The organism is Leifsonia sp. NPDC102414, from assembly GCF_044765685.1.
Lineage (GTDB): Bacteria > Actinomycetota > Actinomycetes > Actinomycetales > Microbacteriaceae > Leifsonia.
In genome coordinates this window covers 449,990-466,035 of record NZ_JBIWKN010000001.1, presented here as the reverse complement: position 1 = coordinate 466,035, position 16,046 = coordinate 449,990, and the positions used below count along the sequence as shown (strand labels likewise).

The 16,046-nt window shown below is 69.9% G+C and carries 17 protein-coding genes; 4 read left to right on the top strand and 13 right to left on the bottom strand.

The annotated features are described in order from the left end of the window. Nucleotides 1–9: 9 nt before the first annotated feature. The 3 genes from ACIRCZ_RS02150 to ACIRCZ_RS02140 are packed head-to-tail and all read right to left on the bottom strand — an operon-like array spanning nucleotide 10 to nucleotide 2,649. Nucleotides 10–777 carry a fumarylacetoacetate hydrolase family protein gene (locus ACIRCZ_RS02150; RefSeq protein ID WP_402849157.1) on the bottom strand — a complete coding sequence of 256 codons (768 nt, stop codon included), beginning with the start codon at nucleotides 775–777 and terminating at the stop codon, nucleotides 10–12. Nucleotides 778–796: 19 nt separating this feature from the next. Beyond that, a complete protein-coding gene (locus ACIRCZ_RS02145) occupies nucleotides 797–1,702 on the bottom strand; it encodes a ketopantoate reductase family protein (protein WP_402849154.1) in 906 nt (301 codons plus the stop codon). Then, the gene (locus tag ACIRCZ_RS02140) at nucleotides 1,699–2,649 is read right to left on the bottom strand and encodes a LysR family transcriptional regulator (RefSeq protein ID WP_402849151.1); all 951 of its coding nucleotides are present in this window, start codon (nucleotides 2,647–2,649) and stop codon (nucleotides 1,699–1,701) included. The genes ACIRCZ_RS02145 and ACIRCZ_RS02140 overlap by 4 nt, the downstream gene beginning before the upstream one ends. Nucleotides 2,650–2,723: 74 nt before the next feature. Here ACIRCZ_RS02140 and ACIRCZ_RS02135 point away from each other — a divergent pair, with 74 nt between their 5' ends. Next, complete coding sequence (locus ACIRCZ_RS02135; protein ID WP_402849148.1) at nucleotides 2,724–3,830, top strand: aminotransferase class V-fold PLP-dependent enzyme; 1,107 nt, start codon at nucleotides 2,724–2,726, stop codon at nucleotides 3,828–3,830. Nucleotides 3,831–3,843: 13 nt separating this feature from the next. On the opposite strand, the gene ACIRCZ_RS02130 is transcribed toward ACIRCZ_RS02135, so the two are convergent. The 3 genes from ACIRCZ_RS02130 to ACIRCZ_RS02120 are packed head-to-tail and all read right to left on the bottom strand — an operon-like array spanning nucleotide 3,844 to nucleotide 7,662. Next, nucleotides 3,844–4,974, bottom strand: coding sequence for a branched-chain amino acid aminotransferase (locus tag ACIRCZ_RS02130; protein ID WP_402849145.1), 1,131 nt, complete (start codon nucleotides 4,972–4,974; stop codon nucleotides 3,844–3,846). Between the two features lie 38 nt (nucleotides 4,975–5,012). Continuing rightward, nucleotides 5,013–6,080 (bottom strand): 3-isopropylmalate dehydrogenase, encoded by a 1,068-nt coding sequence (locus tag ACIRCZ_RS02125; RefSeq protein WP_402849142.1) that lies wholly within the window; start codon nucleotides 6,078–6,080, stop codon nucleotides 5,013–5,015. A gap of 49 nt (nucleotides 6,081–6,129) precedes the next feature. Continuing rightward, a complete protein-coding gene (locus ACIRCZ_RS02120; protein WP_402849139.1) occupies nucleotides 6,130–7,662 on the bottom strand; it encodes an MFS transporter in 1,533 nt (510 codons plus the stop codon). Nucleotides 7,663–7,721: 59 nt separating this feature from the next. Between ACIRCZ_RS02120 and ACIRCZ_RS02115 the strand changes: the two genes are divergently transcribed. Next, nucleotides 7,722–8,273, top strand: a complete 552-nt coding sequence (locus ACIRCZ_RS02115) for a TetR/AcrR family transcriptional regulator (protein ID WP_055892814.1) — start codon at nucleotides 7,722–7,724, stop codon at nucleotides 8,271–8,273. Nucleotides 8,274–8,303: 30 nt separating this feature from the next. Here ACIRCZ_RS02115 and ACIRCZ_RS02110 read toward each other — a convergent pair whose 3' ends face one another. From ACIRCZ_RS02110 to serA, 3 genes are all read right to left on the bottom strand, one after another. Next, on the bottom strand, nucleotides 8,304–9,542 hold the full coding sequence (locus ACIRCZ_RS02110) for an RNA polymerase sigma factor (RefSeq protein ID WP_402849134.1): 1,239 nt from the start codon (nucleotides 9,540–9,542) through the stop codon (nucleotides 8,304–8,306). 34 nt (nucleotides 9,543–9,576) lie between these two features. Next, complete coding sequence (locus tag ACIRCZ_RS02105; RefSeq protein ID WP_402849131.1) at nucleotides 9,577–9,942, bottom strand: YciI family protein; 366 nt, start codon at nucleotides 9,940–9,942, stop codon at nucleotides 9,577–9,579. Nucleotides 9,943–10,143: 201 nt separating this feature from the next. Then, nucleotides 10,144–11,736: a phosphoglycerate dehydrogenase gene (gene serA / locus ACIRCZ_RS02100; protein WP_055892802.1), complete on the bottom strand. Its 1,593-nt coding sequence runs from the start codon at nucleotides 11,734–11,736 to the stop codon at nucleotides 10,144–10,146. A 187-nt stretch (nucleotides 11,737–11,923) separates the two neighbouring features. Here serA and ACIRCZ_RS02095 point away from each other — a divergent pair, with 187 nt between their 5' ends. Beyond that, nucleotides 11,924–12,313: a DoxX family protein gene (locus tag ACIRCZ_RS02095; protein ID WP_402849127.1), complete on the top strand. Its 390-nt coding sequence runs from the start codon at nucleotides 11,924–11,926 to the stop codon at nucleotides 12,311–12,313. 33 nt (nucleotides 12,314–12,346) lie between these two features. Here ACIRCZ_RS02095 and ACIRCZ_RS02090 read toward each other — a convergent pair whose 3' ends face one another. Continuing rightward, the gene (locus ACIRCZ_RS02090; protein WP_402849124.1) at nucleotides 12,347–13,036 is read right to left on the bottom strand and encodes a TetR/AcrR family transcriptional regulator; all 690 of its coding nucleotides are present in this window, start codon (nucleotides 13,034–13,036) and stop codon (nucleotides 12,347–12,349) included. A gap of 58 nt (nucleotides 13,037–13,094) precedes the next feature. On the opposite strand from ACIRCZ_RS02090, the gene ACIRCZ_RS02085 reads away from it, so the two are divergent. Continuing rightward, on the top strand, nucleotides 13,095–13,556 hold the full coding sequence (locus tag ACIRCZ_RS02085) for an anthrone oxygenase family protein (protein WP_402849121.1): 462 nt from the start codon (nucleotides 13,095–13,097) through the stop codon (nucleotides 13,554–13,556). Nucleotides 13,557–13,565: 9 nt separating this feature from the next. On the opposite strand, the gene ACIRCZ_RS02080 is transcribed toward ACIRCZ_RS02085, so the two are convergent. The 3 genes from ACIRCZ_RS02080 to ilvN form a co-directional block, all read right to left on the bottom strand. Next, nucleotides 13,566–14,294 (bottom strand): copper homeostasis protein CutC, encoded by a 729-nt coding sequence (locus tag ACIRCZ_RS02080; RefSeq protein WP_402849118.1) that lies wholly within the window; start codon nucleotides 14,292–14,294, stop codon nucleotides 13,566–13,568. Nucleotides 14,295–14,417: 123 nt separating this feature from the next. Continuing rightward, nucleotides 14,418–15,446 (bottom strand): ketol-acid reductoisomerase, encoded by a 1,029-nt coding sequence (gene ilvC / locus ACIRCZ_RS02075; protein ID WP_055892789.1) that lies wholly within the window; start codon nucleotides 15,444–15,446, stop codon nucleotides 14,418–14,420. 90 nt (nucleotides 15,447–15,536) lie between these two features. Next, nucleotides 15,537–16,046: an acetolactate synthase small subunit gene (ilvN, locus tag ACIRCZ_RS02070; protein ID WP_055892785.1), complete on the bottom strand. Its 510-nt coding sequence runs from the start codon at nucleotides 16,044–16,046 to the stop codon at nucleotides 15,537–15,539.

The window sequence follows — 16,046 nt, the reverse complement described above, 5'->3', positions numbered from 1 at the left end:
CCCCCAATCCTACTTGGCGGCACGCACCGGATTCACGAGGGAGCCGACGCCTTCGATCTCCACCTCGACCGTGTCTCCCGCGACGATCGGCCCGATCCCCGCGGGGGTGCCCGTGAGGATCACATCCCCCGGCAGCAGCGTGAACACGCTCGACGCGTACTCGACGATCGAAGGGATGTCGTGCACCATGTCCGCGATCGTGGCGTCCTGCTTGAGCTCGCCGTTCACGCGCGTGCGCAGGTAGGCGTCCGGCTTCAGCTCTGTCTCGATCACCGGGCCGAGCGGGCAGAAGGTGTCGAAGCCTTTGGCGCGGGTCCACTGGCCGTCGCTCTTCTGCAGGTCGCGGGCGGTCACGTCGTTGGCGACGGTGTAGCCGAAGATGTACTCGTGTGCGTCCTCGGCGGACACGTTGCGCGCGATCTTCCCGATCACCACGGCGAGTTCGCCCTCGAAGTCGACCTGCTGGGACTGCGGCGGCAGCACGATGGCGTCGCCCAGCCCGATCACGGCCGTGTTCGGCTTGAGGAACAGCAGTGGCTCCTCCGGAGCGTCCCCGCCCATCTCCGCGGCATGGTCGCGGTAGTTCTTGCCGACGGCGACCACCTTGGAGCGCGGGATGACGGGGGCGAGCAGCGCGCCCACCTTGTTGAGCGGCACCCGCTCCCCTGTCGTGTCGAACCCGGCGAACATCGGGTCCCCAGCGAGGACGACGAGTGCGTCCTCGTCGACGATTCCGTAGTCGATGGCGCCCTCGTGGCTGAAGCGTGCGATTTTCACGCTTCCGAGCCTACTGCGGTCAGGCGACGGTCAGCGCGCTGACGATCCGCTCGACCGCCGGCGTCTGGATGCCGCTGGCCGCGCCGATCCGCAGCAGCGCTCCGCCGAGGGCATCCAGTTCGTTGGGCGCTCCGACCGCCAGATCCTCCTGCAGCGAGGTGCGCATCCCGCCTGGGACACCGCCGAGGACCTCGACGAGCTGCAGTGTGGATGCAGGCGCCCCTGACGCGTTCGAGCACGCGACCACCTCGGTCAGCAACGCTTCCGTCAGCTCCGGGTCCTCGCTGATCGCCGCGCCGACCGGCTGTCGCCAGTACGACGTGAGCAACGCGATCGAGGCGAGCATCCGGTATTTGGCCCAGAGCACATCGACCTCCGTCCCTCGCACGCGCACGGCGGGCCCTGCGTCCGTCAGCGCCGCCACTGAGGAGAACCCTGCCGCCGCCTCCGGCGCCTCGATCCGCACCCACGGGCTCCGCAGCTCGATCACCGACCTGGATGCGCGCAGCGCGGAAACCGCGATGGCCGCGCCGGCGACGGGCACCCCGGGCAGCGCATCCCGGAGCGGCGCCATGTGCTCGACGCCGTTCAGCAGCGACAGCACCTCGACCGGATGGGAGGCGGCGATCCCGGGCAGCACGTCGTCGAGCCCGTAGGTCTTGGTGGCCAGGATGATGCTCGCGCCCTCCGGCACGTCGATGCTCGCCCGCACGGGCTCGACGCCGGTGCCGAATCGTTCGGCGGCGAAGGCGGCCGCTGCGCCGTCGCCGCGCACCTCGATGCCGTGCTCCTCGAAAGCGGCGACGGTCGCTGGTCGTCCGACCGCCACCACGTCGTGGCCCGCGCGGTGCAGCAGCCAGGCGAGGAGACCGCCGACGGCCCCCGGTCCGACGACGGCGATGGTGGGGCGCTGCTCGGTGCTCATGACACCGATGCTAGCGACCACGCCGCCCCGTCCAGCCCGAGCATCGCGGAGGCCGTGGTCGCGATGGCGGGGACAGCATCCGCCCCTGCCGCCCCGACGAGATTGATGGTGCGGTGGTCGTGGTTGACCGTCGGGCGGACCACGACGCCGTCGTTCCGCCCTGCCGAGCCGACCGCGAGCGACGGGATGAGCGCGACGCCCACCCCCTCGGCGACCATGCTCACCACGGCCACGAAGTTGTCGGTCTCGTATGCGATCCTCGGCACGAAGTCGCGCGCGTCCGTCAGCTCCAGCAGGTGGCCGCGGCAGCGAGGACAGCCGGCGATCCAGGACTCGTCCGCGAGGTCGGCGAGGTCGACCTCCTCCGCGTCGGCGAGCCGATGCCCTGCGGGGAGGACGAGCAGCATCTCGTCGCGCCAGACAGGGACCACCGCGAGCCCTCTGGCGCTCTCCCGATGCGGGTCGACTCTGTCACCTGGATAGCTGAACGTGATCGCGAGGTCGGCGGTCTGCGCCCGCACGGCCGCGACGGCCTCCGGCGGCTCCGCCTCCGTGTAGGTGATCGTCACTCCGGGATGCGCCGCCCCCATCGTGCGCAGCAGCCGGGGCACGATGGTCGACGACGCGGACGGGAACGCCGCCAGCCGCACCCGCCCAGAGCGCAGGCCGTGCAGGTCGGCGAGTTCGCCCGCCGCAGCGTCCAGGGCCGTCGTCACCGTCGTCGCGTGCCTGGCGAGCACCCGCCCCGCCTCCGTCAGCCGCACGCCGCGACCCGCCCTGGTGACCACGGGCATCCCGAGCCTGGCCTCCAGTCGTTTCAGGTGCTGGCTGATCGCGGGCTGGCTGTAGCCGAGCGCGTCGGCGGCGCGGGTGATGGACCCGTGGTCTGCGATGGCGCGGACCACGCGCAGGCTGTGGGAGTCGAGGTCGTCGAGGGACACAGCCATACATAACCACAGATGATGGATGGGATTCAACACCTGTTCTTCTCGAATGGATGCGCGACCGTCACGCTGGTCTCATGCCCGCACCCGTCACGATCACAGCGACCGGCACAGCCGCAACCGCAGCCACGGCCACAGACCGGCTCGCCGCCGCGCGTGCCGCGTTCGTGCTGGGCGACGGCTACCTGGCGGCCTGCACGCAGGGGCTCCCGCTGCACGCGACGCTCCGCGCATCCCTGGCGGAGCTGAACGCCTGGGAACGCGGAGAGGCGACGCCGGCGGCATACGGAGCTGCGGTGGAGCAGGCGCGCGCGTCGTTCGGCCGCATCGTCGGCGTCGCCGCCGACCGCGTGGCGATCGGCTCGCAGGTCTCCGTGCTCGCCGCCCTGGTCGCGGCCTCCGTCCCCGACGGAGCGGAGGTGGTCTGCGTCGACGGTGACTTCAGCTCGATGGTCTTCCCGTTCCTCGCTCAGGCGCACCGCGGGGTCAGCGTCGTGCACGCTCCGCTCGACCGGCTCGCCGACGCGATCGGGCAGCGCACCTGGCTGGTCGCGTTCTCGCTCGTCCAGTCGGCGACGGGCGCCATCGCAGACGCGGACGCCGTCATCGACGCCGCCGCCCGCCACGGCGCCCGCACCTTCGCAGACCTGACCCAGGCTGCGGGATGGCTGCCCGTCGACGCCTCCCGCTTCGACGTCACCGCCTGTCACGCGTACAAGTGGCTCTGCGCCCCGCGCGGCTCCGCGTTCCTCACCGTCGGCGACCGGATGCTCGGAGACCTCCGCCCCGCCCAGGCGGGCTGGTTCGCCGGCGACGATCCGTGGTCGTCCTGCTACGGTCCCACGATGCAGCTGGCAGGGGATGCGCGCCGCTTCGACGTCTCCCCCGCCTGGCCGGTCTGGCCCGGCACGGCGGCCGCGCTCGGGTTCTTCGCGGACCTCGACCTGCACGAGGTGCGCGCGCACACGGCCGGCCTGGGCGACGGGCTCAGCGAGCGACTGGGCATCCCGGCGCTCGGACAGTCGATCGTCACCTGGCCGGACGCCGACGGCTCTGCACTCGCAGCGCTCGCCTCGTCCGGTCTCCGTGTCTCCGGACGCGCCGGACGTGTCAGGGTGGCGTTCCACCTCTGGAACACGTCCGACGACATCGAGCGGGTCGCCGGCGCGCTCGGCAGGGGCTGACCCCGCCGCGGAATCAGCCGTCCAGCCGCACCATCCAGTTGTGGCGGTCGCGCACGCGGCCGTACTGGATGTCCGTGAGCTCCTGGCGCAGGGCCATCGTGAGCTCGCCTGGAGGGGCGGTGATGTCGCCGACCGTGAAGGTGTCCGACTTGAGCTCGCCGATCGGAGTGATCACCGCGGCCGTGCCGCACGCGAACACCTCGACGATGTCGCCGGACTCCACGCCGACGCGCCACTCGTCGATCGTCACCTTGCGCTGCTCCACCGTGTGGCCGCGGTCGCGGGCGAGCTGCAGCACCGACTCGAGCGTGATGCCCTCCAGGATGCTGTCCGACTCCGGGGTGACGAGCGTGCCGTCCTTGTAGACCAGCACCACGTTCATCCCGCCGAGCTCTTCGAGGTACTTGCCCTCCACGGAGTCGAGGAACAGCACCTGCGCGCAGCCGTGCTCAGCGGCCTCGGCCTGGGGCAGCAGGCTGGATGCGTAGTTGCCGCCGGTCTTCGCCGCTCCCGTTCCGCCCTTGCCTGCGCGGGACCAGTGGTCGGAGAGCCAGATCGAGACCGGGTTCACTCCACCGGCGAAGTATGCGCCCGCCGGGCTCGCGATCAGGTAGTACGCGACCTTGTTGGCCGGTCGCACGCCGAGGAACGCCTCCTTGGCGAACATGAACGGCCGCAGGTACAGGCTCGTCTCCGGCGCACTCGGCACCCAGTCGCCGTCGAGGGCGATGAGCTGCTTGAGCGAGTCGATGAAGTACTCGACCGGCAGCTGAGGCAGTGCGAGGCGGTACGCGGAGCGCTGCATCCTGGCGGCGTTGGCCTCCGGGCGGAAGGTCCAGATCGACCCGTCCTCGTGGCGGTACGCCTTCAGCCCCTCGAAGATCTCCTGCGCGTAGTGCAGGACGGCCGCGGACGGCTCGAGCTGGATCGGGCCGTACGGCGAGACCCTCGGCCGGTGCCAGCCGCCCTTGACCGACCAGCACAGATCGACCATGTGGTCGGTGAAGTAGTTGCCGAAGCCCGGGTTCGCGAGGATCTCCTCACGCTCGGCTGCGCTGCGCGCCTCCTCGTTGCGAGTGACGGCGAACGCGAGTCCGCTGGGGGTCGGGGCGCCCGTGAGGGTGATGCTGGTCGGAGATGTCATGAGAATCCTTTGCGCTGCGCTCGTTCGAAGCGGATGAACTAATTCTGCGCCACGGCGGCGGCGATCGCGTCGCCGATTTCGGCGGTGGCGCGGGATGCTGTGCCGCGGCTGGCGAGGTCGGCGGTCACCGCCTGCTCGACGCGCTCCGCGAGCTCCGTCCGTCCGAGGTGACGGAGCAGGAGTGCAACGGAGAGGATCGCAGCGGTGGGGTCGGCCTTCTGCTGGCCTGCGATGTCGGGGGCCGATCCGTGAACCGGTTCGAACATGCTGGGGAATTCGCCTGCAGGGTTGATGTTGCCCGAGGCCGCCAGTCCGATGCCGCCGCTGATTGCGGCCGCGAGATCGGTGAGGATGTCGCCGAAGAGGTTGTCTGTGACGATCACGTCAAATCTAGCAGGATTCGTGACGAGGAAGATCGTGGCGGCGTCGACGTGCAGGTAGTCGACGGCGACCTCCGGATGCTCGGCGGCGACCGCATCCACGATCCGCTTCCACAGCGATCCTGCGAACGTGAGCACGTTGGTCTTGTGCACGAGGGTGAGCTTCTTGCTGCGCTGCTCCGCCTGCTCGAACGCGTAGCGGACAACGCGCTCGACGCCGTATGCGGTGTTCACGGAGACCTCGTTGGCGATCTCGTGGGGCGTTCCCTGGCGGATGGCGCCTCCGTTGCCGACGTACGGTCCCTCCGTTCCCTCGCGGACGACGACGAAGTCGACCTCTCCCGGGTCGGCGAGCGGGCTGGCGATGCCGGGGAACAGCGTGGTCGGGCGAAGGTTGACGTAGTGGTCGAGCGTGAAGCGGAGCTTCAGCAGCAGCCCGCGTTCGATGTTCGCACCGGCGAGGCGCGGGTCGCCAGGCACGCCGCCGACCGCTCCGAGCAGGATCGCGTCGTGCTCCTTGATCGCGTCGAGGTCCGCGTCGGTGAGCACGTCACCCGTCTCCAGGTAGCGCTGCGCGCCCAGAGAGAACGGCGTCTTCTCGAACGTCAGATCGGTGCCCGCTGTGACGGCGTCCAGCACCTTGACCGCCTCGGCGACGACCTCCGGTCCGATGCCGTCTCCTGGGATGACGGCGAGCTTGACGACGGACGGGGCGGACTCGGACATGGCACTCCTGCTGTTCGTTGCGGGCGGACCATCACCACATTACCGGCGGTCAGCCACGCACCGTGCGCAGGGAGACGACGGCGAGCACGGCGGCGGCGACCATGAGGGCCACACCGATGCCCGCGGTGAGCGCCACGCCGGAGTCGAACGCCGCCCTGGCGGAGGCGAGCAGCTGCTCACCGAGGGCCGAAGGGAGCTGACCCGCCACAGTGGTCGCGCCACCGAGGGTCTCCCCCGCGGCGTGCGCCTGCGCGGCCGTCAGGCCGTCGGGGAGCACCACGCCCGTGCGGTACGACACGGTGAGGATCGTGCCGAGCGTCGCCGTACCGAGCACGGCGCCCAGCTCGTACGCCGTCTCCGACACCGCCGACGCCGCCCCAGCCTTCTCAGCGGGCGCGCTCGACAGGATCAGCTCGTTCGACACGGTCTCCGCGGCGCCGATGCCGAGCCCCAGCATCACGAACGACAGGATGAGCACCCCGGTCTGGGCACCGCCGCCTGTCAACGCCACCAGGAGGTAGCCGCCCGCCGAGATGAGGAGCGCGACAGGCACCACGATGCCCGGACGCACCCGCCGCGCGATCGGCACGACCACGAGGCCGGCGACGATCATGGTCGCGAGCCCGGGGATGAGCACCAGCCCGGCGTCGATCGGGTTCAGCCCGAGCACGAGCTGCAGGTGCTGCGACACGAAGAACAGGTAACCGACGAGCGACACCACGCTGAGCAGGTTGATCAGCACCGCCCCGCTGAACGAGCCGCGGCGGAACAGCCGCATGTCGAGCATCGGGATGGGCCGGCGCAGCTGCCTGCGCACGAACAGCCAGCCGGAGACCAGTCCGATCAGGATCGCGAGCACCCCGGCGACGGAGACCCCGTCGGAGGCGAGCGTCTTGATGCCGTAGACGATGGGGGCCATCGTCAGCAGCGAGAGCAGGATGCTCGGCACGTCGATCGGTCCGGGGTTCGGGTCGCGCGACTCGCGCACGAGCAGCGGCGTGAGCACCAGCAGCGGGATGAGCACCGGCACGGCCAGCAGGAACACGGACCCCCACCAGAAGTGCTGGATCAGGATGCCGCCGACGATCGGCCCGAGGGCGGAGCCTGCAGCGAATCCGGAGGCCCACACGGCGATGGCCAGGCGGCGCTGCTCGCGGTCGACGAAGGTGCTCCGCAGCAGCGACAGCGTGGACGGCATGAGCATGGCGCCGAAGAAGCCGAGGCTCGCGCGGGCCGCGATGAGGAGTTCCGTGGTGGGCGCGAACGCAGCACCGACGGACACGAGCGCGAAGCCGGTGGCACCGATCATGAGCAGTCTGCGGCGGCCGATGCGGTCGCCGAGGCTGCCCATCGACACGAGAAGGCCCGCGAGCACGAGCGGGTACGCGTCGATGATCCAGAGCATCCCCGTTCCGCTCGGTTCGAGGGCCTGGGAGATGGCGGGAAGCGCGAAGCTGAGCACCGTGTTGTCGACAGAGACGAGCAGGACGGGAAGCATGAGGACCGCGAGCGCCACCCATTGGCGCGCACCGGCACGCGGGGCGGCGGTGGGCGTCGATGTAGTGGGAGTCGTGGTGGACATGCGCCTACTGTACCGTCTGGACGGTACAGTTTTCAACCCCGACGGACTACGATGGCGTCATGGCAGACACCCCCTCCGCCCGCGATCGCATCCTCGACGCCTTCGAAGAACTGCTCGGAGAGCAGAGCGAGCGCGCAGCGACCCTCGACGCCGTCGCCGCGCGCGCCGGCGTCTCCAAAGGCGGCCTGCTCTATCACTTCGCCTCCAAGGACGCGATGGTCGACGGCGTCCTCGACCGGCTGCGCTCCCAGGTCGACGCCGACCTCGAACGGATGCGGGTTGCTCCGGAGGGCCCCGTCGCCTACTTCATCCGCACGTCCGTCCCCACCGACAACGACCTGGAACGCTCCATCGTGGCCGTCGCCCGGCTCGCCCAGAGCGCCGACAGCCGGGCACGGGACGCGCTGTCCGCCATGCAGCGCTCCTGGCTGGAGATCCTGGAGTCCACGGTCGGAGACCCACTGGTGGCCCGCGTCATCATGCTGATCGGCGACGGGATGTACTACAACACCGCCCTGCTCCCCGACACGAACGCCGTGCTCCGCAGCGAGACCGACATGGACAGGGTGATCGAGCTGGTGAAGCGCCTGGCGGACTCCCCCGCCGGCTGACAGGCACCGGCCGACAGGCGCGGCCGACGGTCAGCCGCCGAGCGCGTCGCGCCGCTTCTCCAGGAACCGCCGCACCCGCGCATCCTGGGCTGCGTCGACCGCGAGCTCGTACGCCTCCCCGGCCCGCGCATCCAGAGCCAGCCGCAACAGGTCGGCGCGCACGGCGAGGGCCTGAGCGGCGACCACCCCGGCGAACAGCTCGGGATGCGCGTCCAGCTCCGCCAGCGCCGCCTCCGGCCCGACGTCGGGGCTGTACCCGCGCGCCACGGCGCGGCCGAGCTGCGCTGCTGCGGACGGCCAGCGCAGCACCAGTCCGTCGTAGAGTCGCGCGATGGCCGGCCAGTCCGTGCTCTCCCAGGTGGGCGACAGTCCGTGCAGCCCGGCGATCCCCGCCTGCAGCGCGAACCGGCCAGGCCCATCGGCCGCGGCCGTGGTCAGCGCGACCGTGGCGAGCCGCTCCCCTTCCGCCAGCATCGCCGCGTTCCAGAGCGAGCGGTCTGCCTCGGCGAGGGTGACGAACTCGTCGGCGTCGGACAGGCGAGTGGTCTGCCTCGCCTCGGTTAGCAGCAGCAGCGCGAGCAGTCCGGCCGCTTCGTCGTCCTGCTGGCGGAGGCGGTACGCATCCCTGGCCAGTTCGATGCCCGCGGTGCGCAGGCGGCCGTCTGCGCGGGCGTGACCGACCGTGTACAGCAGGTAGATGGTGGTGAGCGCATCCGGGAGCCTGGCGGCGAGGTCGGCGTCGTCGCCGGCCCTTAACCGCAGCCGCGAGTCGTGGATGCGCTTCTTCGCGCGAGTGAGCCGCGCGGCCATCGTCGCCTCCTGCACGAGGAACACCTCGGCCACCTGCGCGGTCGGCACGTCGCAGACGAACCGCAGGGCGAGCGCGACGCGCGTCTCCTCCGCCACCTCGGGGTGACAGACCAGCAGGATGAGCTCCAGCCGCTCGTCCCCGGTGAACACCTCGTTCGCCTGCATGTCGATCTCCGCCTGCCGGTCGGCCGCGCGGGCCGCCTCGGCGGCGAGCATGGGTGCGGCGCGCGCCGCCGTGCTCTCCCTGCGTCGCGCGTCGACGGCGATCCGTTTGGCGACCGTCGTGATCCAGGCGGCGGGGTTCGCCGGTTCGCGCCCGGCCGACGCCTCGGCGACAGCGCGGGCGAACGCCTCCTGCACGGCGTCCTCCGCGATGAGGAGGTCGCCGACGGTGCGGGCGACCGCCCCAAGGATGCGCGGGGCGTCCGTGCGGAAGGCGCGCTCGATGGCGGTGGTCACAGCCCATTCAAACAAGCTGCGACCACCGGCACAATCAGTTGACCCTGTCGAGCACCAGGACGGGGTACAGCTCGGTCCAGCCGTCCGTCGGCACGAGCGCGGCCAGCTGCTTCGCCTGCTCGGGCGTGGCGGCGGTGAAGCTGTAGAACCCGGTGACCACCTCGCGGGTCTCCCCGAACGGACCGTCCGTGAACACCGGGGCGCCGCCGTCCTGCGGGGTGATCTTGGTGGCGGCGCTGACCGGCTGCAGAGCGTTCGAGGCGAGGATCTTCTCTCCGGCCGCGACCACCGCATCCTGGAACGCCCGGTGGCCGGCCATCCCGGCCTCCCACTGCTCTTCTGTCATCGAGGTCGGGTCCCAGTTCGGTTCCCTGATGAGCAGGACGTATTCCTCCGACATGATGTCTCCTTGCTTCTCGCGCTCGCGCGCAGCGGATGTGAACACCACTACGACGTCAGTCAACCGCGGAAATCGACAGCCCACCGAACTTTTTCAGAAGGAGATTCCGGCTCCGGATGCACGAAACTCCGTCCGGACAGAGAATCCCACGGCGTGGCGCGCGGGTTCTCCGTCCGAACGGAGTGCAGCGTTCGGGTCCGGTCAGGACTCGGTGATGTCGATCTCCTGCATCAGGTCGGCGTTGATCGCGACCTTGACCTTCTCGAGCAGACCCTCCGGGATGCGCGAGTCGACCGTGAGCACGCTGAGCGCCTTGCCTCCGGCCGACGTGCGGGCGATCTGCATGCCTGCGATGTTGATCTCGGCCTCGCCGAACTCGTGGCCGTAGACCGCGACGATGCCGGGGCGGTCGTCGTAGACCATGACGATGAGGTGCTCTGCGATCGGGACCTCGACGTCGTAGCCGTTGATCTCGACGACCTTCTCGATCTGCTTCGTGCCGGTGAGCGTGCCGGACACCGACACCTGCGAGCCGTCGCTGAGCGCGCCGCGCAGGGTGATCAGGTTGCGGTACTCCTCGCTGACAGAGTCGGTGATGAGACGCACCTCGATGCCGCGCTGGTCGGCGAGCAGGGGGGCGTTCACGTAGGAGACGGTCTCGCTGACGACGTTGGTGAAGATGCCCTTCAGCGCCGCGAGCTTGAGGACGCTGACGTCGTAGTCGACGAGCTCGCCGCGCACCTCGACGTCCACGCTGGTGAGCGGGCTGTGCGCGAGGCCGGAGAACACCTGGCCGAGCTTCTCGACCAGCGGGATGCCGGGGCGCACGTACGGGTCGATGACGCCGCCTGCGACGTTGACCGCATCCGGGACCAGCTCGCCGGACAGCGCGAGCCGCACCGACTTGGCCACGGAGACACCCGCCTTCTCCTGCGCTTCGTCGGTGGATGCTCCGAGGTGCGGGGTGACGACGACGTTCTCGAGCGCGAGCAGCGGCGAATCGGTGGGCGGCTCGGTGACGAACACGTCGAGCCCCGCGCCGGCGATGGACTTGGTGGAGAGGGCGCGGTAGAGCGCGTCCTCGTCGATCAGACCGCCGCGGGCCACGTTGACGATGAACGCGGTCGGCTTCATCAGCGCGAGCTGGTCGTCGCTGATCATGCCGGTGGTCTCCGGTGTCTTCGGCATGTGGATGGTGATGAAGTCGGCCTCGGCGAGGAGCTCGTCGAGCGTGACGAGCTGCACGCCGAGCTGCTGGGCGCGCGCGGACGTGACGTACGGGTCGAAGGCGATCACCTTGGTGCCGAACGCCTGCAGGCGGGCCGTGATGAGCGCGCCGATGCGGCCGAGGCCGATGATGCCGACGGTCTTCTCGTAGACCTCGGTCCCGGTGTACTTCGATCGCTTCCACTGCCCCTGGGCGAGTGCGTTGTGCGCGGCGGGGATGTGGCGGGCGAGGCTCAGGATGTGGCCGACGGTGAGTTCGGCGGCCGAGATGATGTTGGAGGTCGGGGCGTTCACGACCATGACGCCGGCGTTGGTCGCCGACTTGATGTCGACGTTGTCGAGCCCGACGCCAGCGCGGGCGACGACGCGCAGCTTGGGGGCTGCGCCGATGACCTCGGCGTCGACCTTGGTCGCTGAACGCACCAGGATGGCGTCGGCGTCCGCCACGGCGGAGAGCAGCGCTGGACGGTCGGTGCCGTCCACGGTGCGGATGTCGAAGTCCGGCCCGAGGGCGTCGACGGTGGCGGGCGAAAGTTCTTCGGCGATCAGCACGACCGGCTTTGTCACGTGGCAGTTCCTTACAGAGTTGCAGAGGCTGGCTTGGGAGAAAGCGCCACAGGTCATCGGGGCGCGGATCGCCTCAACTCTACCGGCTGCGCGGGAGCTCCTTTCGCCGCGTTACGCGGCGTTCCCGGCGCCGCCTGCGCGCGGGCCGCGCATCCAGCAGGTCGCTGGACAGTGCAGACTGGGAAGCGTGACCGCCTTCGATATCGCCCAGCTCGTCGTGCGGATCGCACTGGCCTGCGTCTTCATCGGGATGGGTGTGCTGCACTTCGTCCCGGCCCCAGCACGCGGAATGGCGGCGATGATCCCGCCCAGGATGCGCTGGAGTGGCCCGCTCTCCCCGAAAGTGCTGGTCGCGTTCACCGGGGTGTGCGAGCTGGCGGGCGGCATCGGGCTGCTGGTGCCTGCGACCCGTGTCGCAGCGGCGATCTGCCTGGTGATCTTCCTGGTGGCGGTGTTCCCCGCGAATGCGTACGCAGCGCGCCACCCCGACCGGTTCGGCGCGTTCGGCACGCCGCTCGTGCCGCGCCTGCTGCTGCAGCTGCTGCTCATCGCGCTGTGCGTGTTCTGCGCGCTCTGATCAGCGCGAGGCGAAGCGCCCAGGGCCGCGGCCTCAGCGCGCTCCGAGCCGCCCCTCGACCGCAGCGACGACAGTGGATGCGCGGCTGACGTCGCACGCCACCGCCGCGCGCAGGCGAGCGGTGGGCGTCCCCAGCGCGAGTTCTCGGCGCAGCGCGAGCGCCTGGATCTCGACCAGGCCGATCAGCGCCACCGCCGCGATCCGCGGCTCAGGGTCGTCGTCGGCATAGCCGTAGCGGCGCGCGAGCAGTCCGCTCGCCTGGACGACCAGAGTGTCGAGCTGTTCGCGCTGGTGCGCGCGCAGCGACGCGGTCTCGGCGATCAGGTCGCCGAACCTGGCGGTCTTCCTGTACGCCTCGCGCGGATCCGGCTGAGCGTCGATCCAGGCCGTGAGGCGTCCGAGCTCGCCGTCGAGCATGGCAGCGACCACTGCGGAGGCGGGTGCCGTCTGGTCCTCCAGGGCACGCTGGAGACCGGCGCTGGTGACATCGCCACGGTCGAGCAGCAGCGCCTCCTTGCTCGGGAAGTAGTTGAAGACGGTCTTCTCCGAGACGCCGCAGGCCCGGGCGATCTCCGCGACCTGGACCGCGTCGAAGCCCCGCTCGACGAACAGCTCGGTGGCCGTGTCGGAGAGCAGGCGGCGCATCCTGCGCTTCTTCTGCTCGCGCAGGCCGAGCTTCTTCCCTGCGTCGTCGTGCTCCCAGACCACCGTTCGATCGCTCACCCGATGATTTTACAGCAACGCGATTTATACTGTGACTGTAATTATGTAAAGGAGTGCCATGTCCATCCTCATCGTGGTCAGCATCGTGCTCGTCGCCCTGGTGGTCGGCGTCTACTGGGGACCGTGGATCGCGCTGACCCGCACGATCGCGACCTTCGAGCCCGCCGTGCTGCTGCCGCTCGTCCGTCGACTGAGCGCCAACCTGGCGCCCGTGATGACGCTGCTCATGCCGCTCGCGCTGCTGTCCACCATCGCGGTCGTCGTGGTGGCGGCGTTCGGACAGCCGGCGACCCTGATCCTGGCCGGCATCGCGTTCGTGCTCCTCGCGCTCACCCTCGTCGTCACGATGACGGTCGAGGTGCCGATCGTGAAGACCATCGAGACCTGGACGGTCGACACGCTGCCCGCCGACTGGCAGGAGCACCGCGACCGGTGGGTCTCGTTCCACCTGCTGCGCGTGGTGCCGGGCGTCGCAGCCCTGGCGCTGCTCGCCGTGGCTGCGGTGGTCTCCCCGGCCTGACGCGCGGGCTCAGCCCGCGGCCGCGATCGCTTCGCGCACGACCGCCGCGTCAGTGACGTCGTACGCCGCGTCACCCCCGCCTGGGCCGGACGGCGACCCCGTGACGGTGGTGCGCGCCGACAGGTGGACCGCATCCACGCCCGTGACCGCGATGGCGGCGATGTCGGCGACGCTCACTCCCCCACCCGCCATGATCTGCACACGACCGGCCGACTCCGCGCTGAGGGCGGCGAGCATCCCGACGCCGTCGACGCTGCGCGATGCTCCGCCAGAGGTCAGGATGCGCCGGACGCCCAGCGAGGCGAGGGCGTCGAGCGCGCCGAGCGGGTCGGGAACGATGTCGATGGCGCGGTGGAAGGTCACGTCGAGGTCGCCCGCGGCCTCGACGAAGCGTGCGACGGCGTCCGTGTCGACAGCGCCGATGCCGTCGAGCGCGCCCACCACGACCCCGGATGCGCCCGCCTCCCTGGCGAACCGGATGTCGGCCACCGCGAGCTCCACCTCGTCAGCGTCGTAGACGAAGCCGCCGGCGCGCGGCCGGATCAGGACGTGCACGAAACCGTCGCGTCCCGCCGATGCGGCCTCCTCGACCGCCGCCTGGATGAGTGCGGCCGACGGAGTGAGGCCGCCGACGCCGAGCGCGGAGCACAGCTCGATGCGGTCGGCTCCCGCCTCGAGGGCGACGCGTACGCCCGCCCTGTCCTGGACGGCGATCTCGACGGCGAGTCGACGGGACACGGAACCTCCGAAATGATCAAGCCGACGCGGACCGGCGGCCGGGAAAGACAGAAGAGGTGCCGACCTCCGCGCGGGCGGAAGCGGCACCTCTCCAGACTAGCCAGTCGGTCGCTCAGGCGACGATCAGCGGGCGACCTCGCCATCCACGTAGTCGTCGTCGTTCGACGCGTTCCAGGCGAACAGCTTGCGCAGCTCGCGGCCGGTGGCCTCGATCGGGTGCTGCTCGCCCTTCTTGCGGAGTGCGAGGAACTCGGGAGCCCCTGCGTCCTGGTCGGCGATGAAACGCTCGGCGAACGCGCCGGACTGGATGTCGGCGAGAACGGCCTGCATGTTCTCCTTGACGTGCGGGTCGATGACGCGCGGGCCGGAGACGTAGTCGCCGTACTCAGCGGTGTCTGACACGCTCCAGCGCTGCTTGGCGATGCCGCCCTCCCACATCAGGTCCACGATGAGCTTGAGCTCGTGCAGCACCTCGAAGTACGCGACCTGCGGCTGGTAGCCGGCCTCGGTCAGGGTCTCGAAGCCGTACTGGACGAGCTGCGAGACGCCACCGCAGAGAACGGCCTGCTCACCGAACAGGTCGGTCTCGGTCTCCTCGGTGAAGGTGGTCTTGATGCCGCCTGCGCGAAGTCCGCCGATGCCCTTGGCGTAGCTGAGGACGAGGGGCCACGCGTTGCCGGTGGCGTCCTTCTCGACGGCGACGATCACGGGAACGCCACGGCCGGCCTCGTACTCGCGACGCACGGTGTGACCTGGGCCCTTGGGGGCGACCATGATCACGTCGACCCCCTCAGGCGCCTCGATGTAGCCGAAACGGATGTTGAAGCCGTGGCCGAAGACGAGCGCGTTGCCATCTTCGAGGTTCGGCTGGATGTCGTCGGCGTACAGGTGACGCTGCACCTGGTCGGGCGCGAGGATGACGATGACGTCCGCCCACTTCGCCGCGTCCGCGGCGCTCAGGACCTGGAAGCCTGCCTCTTCGGCCTTGGGCTTCGACTTCGAGCCCTCCTTGAGGCCGATGACGACCTCGACGCCGGAGTCGCGGAGGTTCTGCGCGTGCGCGTGACCCTGCGAGCCGTAGCCGATGACGGCGACCTTCTTGCCCTGGATGATCGACAGGTCTGCATCGTTGTCGTAGTAGATCTCAGCCACTGGTGGATTCTCCTTGTTCGTGTGGTTCTGCAGTGAGTCGTTCGTCGCCCGGACAGGCGAGTTGAATCTCTCGTCGCCCGGACAGACGAGTTAGTTCTTGAAGACGCGCTCTGTGATGGACTTCGAGCCGCGCCCGATCGCGAGGAGGCCGGACTGCGCCATCTCCTTGATCCCGTACGGTTCGAGCACCTTGAGCAGCGCCTGGGTCTTTCCGCTGTCGCCCGTGACCTCGATGACGAGGGCGTCCGTCGCCACGTCGACGACGCGGGCGCGGAACAGGTTGACGGCTTCGAGCACCTGCGAGCGGGTGGTGTTGTCGACGCGCACCTTGATCAGCAGGTGCTCGCGCTGCACGGACTGCGCAGGGTCGAGCTCCACGATCTTGATGACGTTGATCAGCTTGTTGAGCTGCTTGGTGACCTGCTCGAGCGGGAGGTCTTCCACATCCACCACGACGGTGATGCGGGAGAGGCCGTCGACCTCACTCGTACCGACCGCCAGAGACTCGATGTTGAAGCCGCGGCGGGCGAACAGGCCTGCCACGCGGGTCAGCAGACCCGGCTTGTCCTCGACGAGGAGGCTCAGAACGTGCGTGCTCAT

Excerpts from the sequence above, each read along its gene's own strand:
- ACIRCZ_RS02145 (WP_402849154.1), bottom strand. The coding sequence starts at position 1,702 with ATGAGCACCGAGCAGCGCCCCACCATCGCCGTCGTCGGACCGGGGGCC.
- ACIRCZ_RS02140 (WP_402849151.1), bottom strand. The coding sequence starts at position 2,649 with ATGGCTGTGTCCCTCGACGACCTCGACTCCCACAGCCTGCGCGTGGTC.
- ACIRCZ_RS02135 (WP_402849148.1), top strand. The coding sequence starts at position 2,724 with ATGCCCGCACCCGTCACGATCACAGCGACCGGCACAGCCGCAACCGCA.
- ACIRCZ_RS02130 (WP_402849145.1), bottom strand. The coding sequence starts at position 4,974 with ATGACATCTCCGACCAGCATCACCCTCACGGGCGCCCCGACCCCCAGC.
- ACIRCZ_RS02125 (WP_402849142.1), bottom strand. The coding sequence starts at position 6,080 with ATGTCCGAGTCCGCCCCGTCCGTCGTCAAGCTCGCCGTCATCCCAGGA.
- ACIRCZ_RS02120 (WP_402849139.1), bottom strand. The coding sequence starts at position 7,662 with ATGTCCACCACGACTCCCACTACATCGACGCCCACCGCCGCCCCGCGT.
- ACIRCZ_RS02115 (WP_055892814.1), top strand. The coding sequence starts at position 7,722 with ATGGCAGACACCCCCTCCGCCCGCGATCGCATCCTCGACGCCTTCGAA.
- ACIRCZ_RS02105 (WP_402849131.1), bottom strand. The coding sequence starts at position 9,942 with ATGTCGGAGGAATACGTCCTGCTCATCAGGGAACCGAACTGGGACCCG.
- ACIRCZ_RS02085 (WP_402849121.1), top strand. The coding sequence starts at position 13,095 with ATGTCCATCCTCATCGTGGTCAGCATCGTGCTCGTCGCCCTGGTGGTC.
- ilvN (WP_055892785.1), bottom strand. The coding sequence starts at position 16,046 with ATGAGCACGCACGTTCTGAGCCTCCTCGTCGAGGACAAGCCGGGTCTG.